Source organism: Nostoc sp. DedQUE07, from assembly GCF_034530975.2.
Lineage (GTDB): Bacteria > Cyanobacteriota > Cyanobacteriia > Cyanobacteriales > Nostocaceae > Nostoc.
Window position 1 is genome coordinate 16,205 of sequence record NZ_JAVRCC020000034.1, and the last position, 13,277, is coordinate 29,481.

The window sequence follows — 13,277 nt, forward strand, 5'->3', positions numbered from 1 at the left end:
GTCGAACTCATGTTAATCTTAGGATGTTTTAAAAGTCGTGATTGATTTATCAAATATTTTACCCCACCCTAACCCTCCCCTTATAAAGGGGAGGGAACTTGATTTTCTTGTTTCCCCCCAATATATCGGGGGGATTAAGGGGGGTAAAAAATCACACCATATAACTTTTCAAACACACTCTTAAAAATCAATGATATTTCTTGAACTCGTATTACAAAACTTTGGCCCCTATAGTGGAAAACAAGTAATCAACCTTAACCCAAAAATTGATGAGGAAACCTCACACCCAATTATCTTATTAGGTGGGATGAATGGCGGCGGAAAAACTACCCTTATGGATGCCATTCGTCTCGCTCTTTATGGCCCCCGCGCCCAATGTTCTACCCGTGGGAATTTAAGTTATAGCGATTTTCTCAATCAATGTGTCAACAACAAAGTAGATCCAATTGCAGACACCCGGATTGAATTACTTTTTGAACATATTGAAAACGATAAACCAATAAAATACCGTGTTGTGCGTAGTTGGACAAAAAATCCTAAAGACGGGAAAGATACATTAGGTATTTTAGGTGACAGTGATACCTGGCCTGATGCTTTAGTTAATATTTGGGATGAATATATTGAAAATCTCCTGCCATTAGGTATTTCTAACTTATTTCTCTTTGATGGTGAACAAGTTAAAGAACTCGCAGAACAGGAAACACCACCACCAGTTGTAGTAGATGCGATACGCGGACTTTTAGGTTTAGAATTAGCAGATCGTTTAGCAGTTGATTTAGATATCTTGGTTAACCGTAAACTTAAAGAAGTTGGTAATAGTAAAGATTTAGCAAACCTAGAGGAAATTGAAACTAGGTTAACCCAACAGCAAGAAGATTATCAAACAACAGAAGAAAAGTTAGAAACTCTCAAAAATCAGGTAGAAGATTTAGAACAAAAGCAGCAAGAAGCCTTTGATAAATTCATTTATGAAGGTGGGAAGATTGCCGCAGAACGCAATCAACTAGAACTACAACAGGATGCAAAAACTGCGGAAATCGAACAAGTACGTCAATCGATGTGTGAATTGGCGGCTGATGTTTTACCTCTGGCATTAATTCCCAATTTGCTTAATCAGGTGCAAGCACAGGGAGAAAAGGAATTTCGCCATCAACAGGTAGAAATTTCTAAAGATTTGTTAATTGAGCGAGATCAGCGCTTACTCGCTTGGCTAAATCAAGGGGAAATTTCTCCGATTCAAGTTGAAAAAATTCAATCTTTTCTAGTCCAAGATGTAGATAATTTATATGCCAAGACTATCCAAATAGAAGCACCTTGGCTATTAGCTGATGATGAAAGCTTAAGTCAGCTAGATAATCTCATATATCACTTACAAAATTCTAAACTTTCTGCAAAAGAGAAATTAGGTATTCTCAAAAATAAAGAAGAAGAAATTCATACTCTAGAAAGACAAGTGCAAACAGCAGCAGCACCAGAAGATTATACAAAGCTGCGTCAAGCACTAGAAACGGCACAAAATCAAGTTGTTGAAGCTAAAGCAAATTACGAAACAATCCGCCGCTGTTTAGCTGAGTTAGAAACTATTATAGCCAAATCCAAGAAAGAATTAAGTGATTATACTGTAGAAAATATTAAACATAAAAATAGCGAACATATTATTACCTCAGCAGCAAAAGTTCAAAACACACTCAAGATTTTTCGGGAAAAATTAACTCTGCGAAAACTCAATAAATTAGAGGAGGAAGTTAAAAACTGCTTCCTTTATCTCCTGCATAAATCAGATTTAGTGCATCGGATTACCATTGATACTAAGACTTTCAGCCTTTTGCTTTACGATTTAAATGGTAAACCTGTCCCTAAACATCGCCTCTCTGCTGGTGAAAAACAATTACTAGCGATCGCATTCCTCTGGGGTTTAGCCAAAGTCTCTGGACACCGCCTACCAGTAGCAATCGATACGCCGCTAGGTAGACTTGACTCCTCTCATCGCAGCAACTTAGTTGAACGTTACTTTCCATCTGCTAGCCATCAAGTGATTTTGTTATCTACGGATACTGAGATTGGCAAGAAAGAAGTAGAAACACTGCGAGAAAATGAAGCGATCGCCCGCGAATATCTCCTCAAATACGACTCGTCCACCCGTCAAACAACTATCCAATCAGGCTACTTTTGGTAATTCGTAATTCGTAATTATTTACCTTTGAGTCGTTTGGTGGAAGCAACTAGAATTTTGCCAATTTCGTTTGCCTCTTGGAGAAGTAGTTGAAATTTTTGTCTATCCACTAGTTCGGATTCAATTAATATTTCCAACCAGTATTGTGTTTCTCTTGCTTCTTTCAAAGCAATTTGTAATTTATTGATAAAATCTCTATTAGATTGGGCAGACTGTGCTTCTCGAACATTTGCACCAATGGAAGTACCGGAACGAAGTAATTGTTTAGAGACAATTCGATAAACTCCAGGTTTTTCATCTAAAAAGCAACAAGCTTTAACAATTCTTACCGCAAAACTTCTTGTCCTGTCAGTAATGCTACTATTAGTTACCATATTTCTCTTTTAAATCTTAATATCTATGTTTTCCCCATCTAAAATAAAAATTACAGTATTAGTCTAAATAAATTACGAATTACGAATTACGAATTACGAATTATTATGGAATCCCCAATCGAAAGAATAAAACTGTCTCAAACAGCCAAAGACCAACTTACCAAACTTAAGCGCAGCACCAAAATCGATCAATGGAATATCCTATGCCGTTGGGCGTTTTGTCGTTCCCTCGCAGAAGCAACCACACCCTCCCCCGTCCCAATTCCCCAGGATAGTAATGTCGAAATGAGTTGGCGCGTTTTTGGTGGCGAAATGTCTGATATACTCCTCCTCGCCCTCAAGCAACGCTGTCATAATGACGGTTATTCTATTGACAAAGAAACCCTTGCTACCCAATTTCGGTTACATTTGCATCGCGGAATTGGCTACTTAGCAGGCGATCCAAATATCAAGAAAATTGAAGATTTAATTGAACTGGCTGTTAAACCTTGAAAGAATATTAGCTGCTAACTGTCTTAATTACGAATTACGAATTACGAATTACGAATTAGTATTATGCCTGAAACGCTAGAAATCGAGCGTCATAGAGCTGCGATCGCTCGCACTGATTTATCTCGCCCTGTGCGATTGGCAATAGAATGGGCAATCCTGAATCCAGACACCACTTTTTTTGATTACGGTTGCGGCTATGGTGGTGATGTCCAACGAGTTAAAAACTTAGGCTACACCAGTACAGGCTGGGACCCTTACTACTATCCCGATGTCCCACGCACCCCCGCCGATGTGGTCAACTTGGGCTATGTCCTCAACGTCATTGAAGACTCAGAGGAACGCCGTCAAAGCCTAATCCAAGCTTGGGAACTCACCGGGAAAGTTTTAATTGTCGCGGCTCAAATACTGATTAACGCTCCCAGCAAAACCCAACTTGCTTACAATGATGGCATTGTGACGCGCCGCAATACTTTCCAGAAATATTACGAACAACAAGAACTCAAAACTTATATTGATGAAGTTTTAAATGTTGATGCAGTACCGATCGCACTAGGAGTCTATTTTGTTTTTCGAGATGAAGCGGAAAAAGAAAGTTACAAAGCTATCCGCTTCTTTTCTACCACTTCTACACCGCGAGTCCGCATCCCCACTAAGCGGTTTGAAGATTATCAAGAACAGCTGCAACCACTCATGGCTTTTTTTACCAAGCGCGGTAGACTACCTGTGAAAGGCGAATTGGAAAATGAGCAAGAATTACTGAGGGAATTTGGTAACTTTCGCCGTGCATTCGGTGTAGTTTTGCAAGCTACTGATGAGGCTGAATGGGATGCGATCGCTTATCGTCGTTCTCTGGATATCCAAGTTTATCTCGCCCTGACTCACTTTGATAAACGTCCCGCATGGCAAAAACTAGCTCCAGAAATGCGTCACGATATCAAAGCCTTTTTTAGTAGCTACGAGGAAGCGTGCCTTGTAGCCGACCAAAAGCTTTTCAGCTTGGGTAAATCTGGAGTAATTCAAACTGCTTGCGAAAAAAGCAAAATTGGTAAACATACGCGCGGTGCGCTTTACGTCCATGTTTCAGCATTAGCAGCACTCGATCCCTTGCTACGAATTTGTGAAGGCTGCGCTAGCCGCACCATTGGGCGTGTAGATGGGGCTACATTAATAAAATATCACACTGATAAGCCGCAAATATCCTACCTGTTTTACCCCGACTTCGATACTAATCCCCACCCGGCGTTAAAAGCCAGCATAGGTATTGACTTAAAAACCCTATTCATCACTCACCGAGACTACGAAACTAGGGCAAATCCGCCGATTTTGCACCGAAAGGAAACATTTGTTACTAGCGACTACCCACGCTACGAAGAATTTGCTAAACTCACCCAACAAGAAGAGAAATTAGGATTGCTCAAGGGTAAAAGCGATATCGGCACTCGTGAAGGTTGGGAAAAATGCCTCACTGCACACAGAGTCGAAATCAGAGGGCATCAGGTTTATTCAATTTAAGAAAGTTAAGAAAACGCTGACCTATAAGGTTATCCTGAATTTGTATTTAACCTAAGTAAATCTTGGTAGTTTGTCATATTTGCGATAAATTACACAGCAGCTGTAGCAAATTTCAATCCCCGATCGGGATTATATAAGGAACTGCTGCCGCTCGGATAATTCAAACCTTTATAGGTAATAGTTACATGATATGCTTTTACATTTCCTCGTTGGATTTTATTGATATTTCCTCAAAAGAGGCAAAAAGTTGAGAATATGAGGAAAATTAAATCGCTGCTGGGAGTTTTCGGTAGTCGCAAGATGGCGGCTTTATTATTTTTAGGTTTTTCATCGGGTTTACCATTATTGTTAATTGGTAATACCTTAAAAGCTTGGATGACCGTAGAAAAGGTAGACTTAGCCGCTATTGGTTGGTTTAGCCTTGCTAGTTTGCCTTATTCCTTGAAGTTTCTGTGGTCGCCGTTCCTAGACAGATTCAGCTTACCAATTTTGGGACGAAGACGGGGTTGGTTAATTTTGACGCAGATTGCTTTGATTATAGCGATCGCATTCATGGCTTTTCAACAACCCAAACAAGCATTACAGCTACTAGCCATCAACGCCATAGTCATTGCTTTTATCAGTGCAACTCAAGATATCGCTGCTGATGCCTACCGTACCGACGTTTTAGAAAAACTAGAAATGGGGGCTGGTGCAGCAGTTTTTATCTTAGGTTATCGAATTGCCCTGTTAGTGGCAGGTGCTTTAGCCTTGATACTTGCCGACAAACTGCCTTGGTCATCGGTTTACTTGTTTATGGCTGGAACGATGATAATTGGTATTCTTGCCACCTTGTTCGCACCAGAACCCCAGGAAATTAGCCCTCCAAGTTCTCTTGCTGATGCTGTCATCTTGCCGTTTCAGGAATTTTTTCAGCGTCAAGGGATTATCAAAGCTATTTTAATGCTTGCATTCATCACTCTATACAAGCTAGGCGATGCTTTGTTGAGCAATATGACCACGCCTTTTTTGCTGCAAACTGGTTTTACCAAAACCGACATTGGGGCAATTCAAGTGGGGATGGGGTTAATTGCGACGATTGTTGGCGCTTTAGCAGGTGGTTCAATTTTGAGTGCTATTGGCATCAATAGATCGCTTTGGGTTTTTGGTATTCTACAAGCAGTAAGTAATTTAGCTTACTTTTTTCTAGCATATATCGGTCAAAACTACCAAGCTATGGTACTTGCCATCAACGTAGAACAATTTTGTGGTGGATTGGGGACAGCAGCCTTTGTTGCCTTTTTGATGAGTCTTTGTAACCAGCGATTTTCCGCTACCCAATATGCTTTGTTATCCAGCTTAATGGCTGTCAGTCGTGATATTCTGGCGGCCCCTGGAGGCGCGATCGCCCAAAGCACGGGTTGGCCTATATTTTTCTTAATTACCATCGCCGCCGCTGTACCAGGACTATTCCTATTGCCAGTATTTGCCCCCTGGAACCCTCAGCCAGTGGCAGTATCCAGACCAGGACTTGAGGACGAAGAAGAGGATATATGGGGAATCAAGTAGTTATTGCTGTCGGCACATTCATCCTCTTACTGACTGGTTTATTACTTGGCTATGTTCTCTCGCAGTTAGTTCTAGGATTTTTAGCATTTAACCTCTTAACTTTTTTTGGAACACTCAGCCTAATTTTAATTTTTGGTACGCTTTATTACGTTTTATTTTGGCAATTGCGAAGAGAACAATCCCGGCCATCAACTCCATCAACCATCAATCAAGGGATACCAACCCAGGTTGAGGAGGGTTTATCTGATAGCTATCTCAAAAACAGGCTAATAGCTAAATTATCTGGTGACACTGCCGCAGCCGAACGGTTAATTGCACAGGCAAAGGAAACTTATCCTGGGATGCCGGAGAACTGGTACTGCGAAAGAGTACTTGATGACTTGGAAAGCGATCGCCAGAGGGAGTAGGGGAAGCAGGGGAGGCAGGGGAGCAGGGGGGCAGGGGAGCAGGGGAGCAGGGGAGCAGAGAAGAATAATTAATCCCTAATGCCCAATTCCCAATGCCCCATTCCCATCTACAAAAAATTGCTAAAATCAATCAAGAATACTTCACAAATCTTTAGCTAGGTTCTCATAAAAGTTCCTAGCTTCTTGCAATTAAAATATGGCTATTTTTCGTCAATACATCGCCCCACTGCTTGTAGTACTAGTATTTGTTTTTGCCCTAGTGGCAGTCAGCGCCCGGATATTTTTACCATCCGATATGGCAGCACCCGCACCAATTGAAGAGGTACAGGTAACTTCTCAACCTACTCCAACTGATTTACCTCCAGCAACACATAACGCGATCTAGCTAAGTCAATAAATATCAGTAGTGTCTGAGCAACTATTACCTGGATACATTATTCGCCGTGGCTCCCTTTTAGAGCGATCGCTGCTGCTCAAATTCATGCAGCGAACTTACCAGGATCTCTTTCCCAATGAAGATTTTTCGCACCTAGAGCAAACAGTTAAGCAATACTTTTCTAGCGATACGCCCTTGTGGTGGGTAGAAGAGGAGGGGGAGCAGGGGAGCAGGGGAGCAGGGGAGCAGGGGAGCAATAAAAAATCTCTCTCCTCTGCCCCTTTGCCTCTCTGCCCCTCTGCCCCCCATCCACCTATCGCCTGCCTTTGGGTGGGCAATGCTATAGATCAAGTACATGGGAATCGTCATGCTCACATCTTTATCCTCTACGTTGTACCAGAACATCGGCGGCGGGGTATTGGTACAGCCTTGATGCGATATGTGGAAAATTGGGCTATTCAAAGAGGCGATCGCCAAATTGGCCTGCAAGTGTTTCAATCAAACAAACCCGCATTGAATCTTTATAATCAGTTAGGCTATCAAACCCAATCCCTATGGATGGTAAAATTCCTGAGTGCAGAAAAATAAACTCAAGGATAGCGATAATATACTGTTGCATCTGAGTTATGGAGGTTCTCGTTTGCATAAAACTCAACGAGGAAGAAAGGAAAATGTATAAGAACCCAACTAATATATATAAATATAAAGATAAAGCTTTAACTTATTAGCGCGGGGGATTATGTGTTAATCCCTTTTCGGGATTGAAATCAAATTATGTATGACGAAGACGATCTAAGCCTACTGGATATTGAGGAGGAGCTAGAAAGCCCCTTAGATAAAATAGAGCCGCTAACTGCCGAATCAGTTGTGGCCAAGCCCGATCCAGAAGTGATGCTAGCCTTGCTGGAAAATCCCCAGCCCCAGCAAAGAATGTTAGCAGCACGTGCTTTTTGTGATATAGAAGATGCCCGTGCTACCCCCCATCTGATTCGCCTGTTAACTGATACCTGTCCCTTGGTGCGGGTAAGTGCAGCTTATGGCATCGGACGCAATCCCAGTTTAGAAGCAGTGAGTCCGTTAATTGCTCAACTAAACAGTGATTGGAATGGCTATGTGCGTAAAGGTGTAGTTTGGGCTTTAGGAAACTGTCGCGATCGCCGTTCTTTAGCACCTTTAGCAAACGCTCTCAGAACCGACATTTCCGCAGTGCGTTTGTGGGCTGCTAGCGCCTTAGCACAAATGGCAGAAGTCGGTTATGAAGCAGTGATAGGCGCAATACCACCATTAATCGAAGCCTTAGTCCAAGATCCCGTGGCAGCAGTGCGGAGTAACAGTGCTTGGGCAATTGGTCAACTGTGCCGCGAATTACCTTCTAATGTAGTTTATGCCACAGCGATCGATGCCCTAATTCAAGCCTTTGCTGAAGATCAAGATTTGGGAGTCCGAGAAGACGCCAAAGCCTCACTATTAGGAGTGGGCGATCCTCGTGGCTTACAGCTAATTGAAACCTTGGAACAAGAAGGATGGTTTTGATTTGGGCATTGGGCATTGGGCATTGGGCATTGGGCATTGGGCATTGGGCATGGAGTATTAATCACTTGAATTCCAATTCCTAACTCCTAACTCCTAACTCCCAACTTCTAACTCCTAACTCAGCCCTTACTGTCCTTCAGCTACAGGTTTGACCAAATTTAAGTCATAAGGGCGCTCAGTATCATCCTCACCCAAATATTCACCATTTTGAATTTCCAGAATAACTAGCGGAATATGCCCAGGATTATCTACTTTATGTAGTGTTGCAGCCGGGACATAAGTTGATTCGTTTCGATTCAGTAATATTTCCGTATCGCCACAAGTCACCTTCGCCACACCGGAAACTACAACCCAATGTTCATTGCGGTGATAATGAATTTGTGGTTTAATTCCGTGCCTGGGCTTAATTTCCACACGACTAATTCTATAAGTTTCTCCCTCCTCGATTACCTCTACCTCACCCCAATATCGTGTACCTGAATGTGGAGACAATTCGTTGATATTTGACTGGGTATTATTTTCATTGGGAGTCATAATTAATTTCTCAACCAGATAAGTATTAGTATTTATCAGTAATTTACCGTAAACGAGATAAACCTGGGTAGGGAGATGCAGTAACAACGTCTCTATTGATGACAACTGCTCTAACTTTACTTGAGGCAACAGATTCTATCCGTGAATTTTTAAATGTTTGAAGGCGTGAATTGTTCACTCCCCCGTATACTGAATCCGATAAATCCGATTATTGGCTTCTTCTGTTAGTAGTAAACTGCCATCTGGCAACACCAGTAAACCTACAGGCCGTCCCCAAGTGGTTGGTACAGAAGGATTTAGCAAAAATCCTGTGAGAAAGTCTTCGTAGTAGCCAAGCGATCGCCCTTTAGCATCGAAGGGAACAAATACAATTTTATAACCAGTGCCGCGATCGCGATTCCAAGAACCACGAAAAGCAGCAAAAGCACCGTTCTGGTATTTTTTGGGATACGTTTTACCATCATAAAACTGCAAACCCAATGCTGCGGAGTGCGCCTGAAACAGTACATCTGGCGTTTGAGTTCGGGCTACTAAATCAGGACGTTTACTTTTGTTATCCGTCTTTTGCCGCGGATCGAGGTTGTTTGGTGTTAGATAAGCATAGGGCCAGCCGTAAAATGCCCCCTGTTTAACGCGTGTCAGATAGTCTGGCACCAAATCATCACCAATTCCATCCCGTTCGTTAACAGTGGTATAAAGTTCCTTAGTTACAGGATGAAAGTCTAAACCAACAGGGTTACGTAAGCCGGAAGCAAAAGTTTGCTGCTGGGAACCATCTAAATTCATCACCTGTATCGAAGCCCGTGGTAGGGGTTCTTCATCTACATTGGTTCCCGATCCAACTGAAATATATAATTTATTGCGATCGGGTGAGACAACAACATTGCGCGTCCAATGGTTGTTATAACCTTGAGCGGGCAAATCGGCAATTTTTTCCCCTTTACCTGTAATTTTGTTTTGCTCTTTCGTATAGGGAAAACGCACTACAGCATCTGTGTTTCCCAGAAAAAAGGAATTACCTGCAAAAGCCATTCCAAAGGGTCTATTGAGTCCGTTATCACTACTAGCAAAGGTTTCTCGAACGTCAGCGACACCATCGCCGTTGCTGTCACGCAATAGACGAATCCGATTTTGCCCGGTTTCAGTCACTAAAACATCACCCCTGGGGGTTAAAGCTAGCCAGCGTGGGGCATCTAAACCTTCAGCAAAGACATTTACTGTGAAGCCTCGTGGTACACGCAGCACCGGATTTTGAGGAATAGGCACAACTTCAGGCCGCTTCGAGGCGCTTTCGGTTGCAAAGGGTGCTGGTAAATTCTTTAGATTGATTCGGATGGGTGTAGGTGAAAGTACTTCAGTACGGACAATATTTTTTGGCTGTGTAGGATTCTGTGTCAGTTGGGCAGAAGGTACGGATTTTTGAGGTGTGGGATTATCTGAGTTAGCGCGAGTCTGGTTACAGGCTGCTGCCAAAATCATTAAAAAAACTGGCAGCAAAAAACGCGCAGGAACTTTCATGGTGGTAGACACTATACACAATGTTCCTACTCTAGACCTGAGGCTTAATAATTGTCGCCAGTCAAAAGTTTGATTTTTCTTAGTTGTCAACTATTAATAATTCAAAAATAAAGCACTAGTAACTAGATTCTATTCCCGATGACCAATGCTCAATGTTTACACATACAAACATTTATTAGTGAACAAAAAATTTTCAAATTCTGCTGCTGGTAAGGGACGACTAAATAGAAAACCTTGCATAGAGTTACATTTGTATTGGCGTAAAAAACCTAGTTCTGGTTCTGTCTCTACACCTTCAGCCACTACATCTAAATTGAGATTGTGAGCCATCTGAATTAATGCCTTAGCGATGGCTGACTTTTGCGAATCATTAGCAACATTATGGATAAAATAACGATCTATTTTTAATGTATTTATTGGTAAGTTTTTCAGATAAATCAAAGAAGAGTAACCCGTACCAAAATCATCGATCGCAATTTTTATACCCAAGGATTGCAATTTGCTCATAGTAGCGATCGCACTATTGACATCTTGCATAATCATACTTTCAGTGAGTTCTAGTTCTAGGTCATGTGGTTCTATATTATTCACGGATATAAAATTAACTATATTATGAATGAAATCTGGCTGATTAAATTCAATAGCTGACAGATTTACAGCAACAATCAATGAATCAATTCCAGCATCACGCCAGCTTTTAATTTGTTCGCATACCCTTTTTAATACCCATTTCCCAATTGGAACAATTAAACCTGTAGACTCTGCTAACGGAATAAATTCTGTTGGATAAATCATTCCTAACTCTGGACTTTGCCAGCGTAATAAACTTTCAGCACCTACTATTTTTCCAGATGTAATATCGACTATTGGTTGATAATAAATTTCAAATTCTTGAAAATTATGTTGTTTTATAGCTCGGTGTAAGCTAATTTCTAACAACTGTATTTTTGGAGACAAGTTATTAATGACAGTCTGAGAAGATAAATACCTTTTTAAAGTAGCGTATTTTTCCAACCTGTTCATAATGGCACTTAATAACTCAGCTCGAGTGAATGGCTTAGTTATATAGTCATCTGCACCCATATCCATACCTTGGCGGAAGTCAGATTTAGCAGATTTGGCAGTGAGAAAGATGAAGGGAATTATTGCCGTAGATGGTTCTTGACGTAATGCTGTTAGCACGCCATAACCGTCAATTTCTGGCATCATCATATCACAAAGAATTAAATCAGGAACTTCGGAGATAGCCAAATTTATCCCAATTCTGCCATTAGCCGCAGCAATAGTTTCAAAATCCTCAGCTTCTAGCAAATCTAAAATGTTTTCCCGGACTGCTTCTTCATCTTCTATTATTAATATTTTTGGCATAACTTACCTCATAATTTATATTTTATTATTTCACAACACCATCCAGCAATACTTATTACAAAAAAAACAAACTTTATAATTAAGTATTTTAACTTTGTAGATATCTCCACAATCTTTTAAAATTGCCATTTTTAATCTAGCATTTAGTATATTAACACCATTGCTAGCGCGATAAAACGATTTAAGAATGTCTACTATGTTTTTTTGAAAAATACAAATTTGCCAATCTTTAATTTCAAATACGGTTTGTCTATATTGGCTAAGTAAATTCAACTTGAAAGTGCTATCATCAAAGAAAGATTTTATATAAATTGAAAATAAGTTAGTCCAGATGTGTGTCAAAAGTTTTTCATCGATGCAGCAGGTTACAAATTTATATTGACTGGTGAAAAAAATCAAGCGCCGATAGCCCAGATTCATCTGTATTTGTTCTGGCAATTGTCGGCTGTATTCAACCAAATTGAAGTATGTTGGTCTATACTCTAATTTTCCTACTTCTAACTGGCCAATAATCAACACATCATTCAACATTTCAGTCATGATTATGTGATATTTGGGCTTCTTTGTCTGCATGACCCTATTAGACTTACGGTAAAAGTCCAAATCTCCCTCATAAAGTTCAATGAAGTGAGTGTATTTGCTTGTCGTAGCTTTACGTACTATAGCGCGTACTAGTAACCATTGGGGCTTGAGTAATTGTCTCTCAACGAAAATCTGATGTTCTACCTCCAAGGAACCAATACTAGCATTACCTCTAGTTTTCTCTGTTTTTTGTGCCAGTGCTTGACAGATATAGATGCTTTCAGGAGTAATATTACCGACAATGTTACGTTGCTTATCTACAACTTGAAGTAGTTCCAACTGATGCTGGCACAACCGTGATAGCACTGAGACTATCTCCGAAAATTCTGACATGTTCAATGTCATGATTAAGGTATGCATAACTTCAAGAGTATTGGCTGTTTTTAAGCTATTTTCAGAAGCTACAAACAGTACCATATCATGCTTGGTGAAGTATCCTACTACCTGCGAAGATGAAAAAACAAGATATTTTTACCCCGTGCTACATCAGTGCGTAAGCATAGCCCGTTGTCGAAATAGCATCTACTTGAGTAGTGATGTTTTTAACACAACCATTACGAGCAAACAGTCAATTCTTAACTCTAAGCTTTGTAGGCTGATGAGCTGAGGTAAAGCTTGCATAGATTTTCACGATAGCTATCATCAAATAATAGTTATCTAAAGCTGCTTATCTAAGTATTTTCCAATATTTTGACCTTAAACAACTAGTAATTTTTGGGATACAAACACTACAAAAAGTGTGTTAAGAATTACAAACTAGCTTATATCCAGCTAGTTGGGTATTGAGCATTGGGCAAAACAGTTTTGAGTGCTGTTAGCGGAAAGCTAAGGTTTAGCCCGTGCTGAGTTAGGAGTTTTCT

General features: G+C 40.7%; 13 protein-coding genes. 8 read left to right on the forward strand and 5 right to left on the reverse strand.

All coding sequences use genetic code 11. From position 1 onward, the window contains the following. Positions 1-190 precede the first annotated feature (190 nt). Positions 191-2,176 carry a DNA sulfur modification protein DndD gene (gene dndD, locus RMZ95_RS23010; protein WP_322685130.1) on the forward strand — a complete coding sequence of 662 codons (1,986 nt, stop codon included), beginning with the start codon at positions 191-193 and terminating at the stop codon, positions 2,174-2,176. Positions 2,177-2,190: 14 nt separating this feature from the next. On the opposite strand, the gene RMZ95_RS23015 is transcribed toward dndD, so the two are convergent. Next, positions 2,191-2,547, reverse strand: a complete 357-nt coding sequence (locus RMZ95_RS23015) for a four helix bundle protein (RefSeq protein WP_322685131.1) — start codon at positions 2,545-2,547, stop codon at positions 2,191-2,193. A 105-nt stretch (positions 2,548-2,652) separates the two neighbouring features. Between RMZ95_RS23015 and dndE the strand changes: the two genes are divergently transcribed. The 7 genes from dndE to RMZ95_RS23050 all read left to right on the forward strand — a co-directional run bounded on the left by dndE (position 2,653) and on the right by RMZ95_RS23050 (position 8,415). After that, on the forward strand, positions 2,653-3,039 hold the full coding sequence (gene dndE / locus RMZ95_RS23020) for a DNA sulfur modification protein DndE (RefSeq protein ID WP_322669915.1): 387 nt from the start codon (positions 2,653-2,655) through the stop codon (positions 3,037-3,039). A 63-nt stretch (positions 3,040-3,102) separates the two neighbouring features. Further along, the gene (locus tag RMZ95_RS23025) at positions 3,103-4,551 is read left to right on the forward strand and encodes a DNA phosphorothioation-associated putative methyltransferase (RefSeq protein WP_322685132.1); all 1,449 of its coding nucleotides are present in this window, start codon (positions 3,103-3,105) and stop codon (positions 4,549-4,551) included. A 255-nt stretch (positions 4,552-4,806) separates the two neighbouring features. Next, positions 4,807-6,099, forward strand: a complete 1,293-nt coding sequence (locus tag RMZ95_RS23030) for an AmpG family muropeptide MFS transporter (RefSeq protein ID WP_322685133.1) — start codon at positions 4,807-4,809, stop codon at positions 6,097-6,099. After that, positions 6,084-6,506, forward strand: coding sequence for an ABC transporter permease (locus tag RMZ95_RS23035; RefSeq protein WP_322685134.1), 423 nt, complete (start codon positions 6,084-6,086; stop codon positions 6,504-6,506). Before RMZ95_RS23030 ends, RMZ95_RS23035 begins: the two co-directional genes overlap by 16 nt. 196 nt (positions 6,507-6,702) lie before the next feature. After that, positions 6,703-6,891: a hypothetical protein gene (locus RMZ95_RS23040; RefSeq protein WP_322669912.1), complete on the forward strand. Its 189-nt coding sequence runs from the start codon at positions 6,703-6,705 to the stop codon at positions 6,889-6,891. A gap of 21 nt (positions 6,892-6,912) precedes the next feature. Next, on the forward strand, positions 6,913-7,470 hold the full coding sequence (locus RMZ95_RS23045) for a GNAT family N-acetyltransferase (RefSeq protein ID WP_322685135.1): 558 nt from the start codon (positions 6,913-6,915) through the stop codon (positions 7,468-7,470). A 186-nt stretch (positions 7,471-7,656) separates the two neighbouring features. Further along, positions 7,657-8,415 carry a HEAT repeat domain-containing protein gene (locus tag RMZ95_RS23050; protein ID WP_322685136.1) on the forward strand — a complete coding sequence of 253 codons (759 nt, stop codon included), beginning with the start codon at positions 7,657-7,659 and terminating at the stop codon, positions 8,413-8,415. A gap of 126 nt (positions 8,416-8,541) precedes the next feature. On the opposite strand, the gene RMZ95_RS23055 is transcribed toward RMZ95_RS23050, so the two are convergent. The 4 genes from RMZ95_RS23055 to RMZ95_RS23070 all read right to left on the reverse strand — a co-directional run bounded on the left by RMZ95_RS23055 (position 8,542) and on the right by RMZ95_RS23070 (position 12,834). After that, positions 8,542-8,949 carry a phosphomannose isomerase type II C-terminal cupin domain gene (locus RMZ95_RS23055; protein ID WP_322669909.1) on the reverse strand — a complete coding sequence of 136 codons (408 nt, stop codon included), beginning with the start codon at positions 8,947-8,949 and terminating at the stop codon, positions 8,542-8,544. A 174-nt stretch (positions 8,950-9,123) separates the two neighbouring features. After that, positions 9,124-10,467 carry a sorbosone dehydrogenase family protein gene (locus RMZ95_RS23060; RefSeq protein ID WP_322685149.1) on the reverse strand — a complete coding sequence of 448 codons (1,344 nt, stop codon included), beginning with the start codon at positions 10,465-10,467 and terminating at the stop codon, positions 9,124-9,126. Positions 10,468-10,623: 156 nt separating this feature from the next. Further along, complete coding sequence (locus RMZ95_RS23065; RefSeq protein WP_322685137.1) at positions 10,624-11,835, reverse strand: EAL domain-containing response regulator; 1,212 nt, start codon at positions 11,833-11,835, stop codon at positions 10,624-10,626. Positions 11,836-11,865: 30 nt separating this feature from the next. Continuing rightward, on the reverse strand, positions 11,866-12,834 hold the full coding sequence (locus tag RMZ95_RS23070) for a hypothetical protein (protein WP_322685138.1): 969 nt from the start codon (positions 12,832-12,834) through the stop codon (positions 11,866-11,868). Positions 12,835-13,277: the final 443 nt, after the last annotated feature.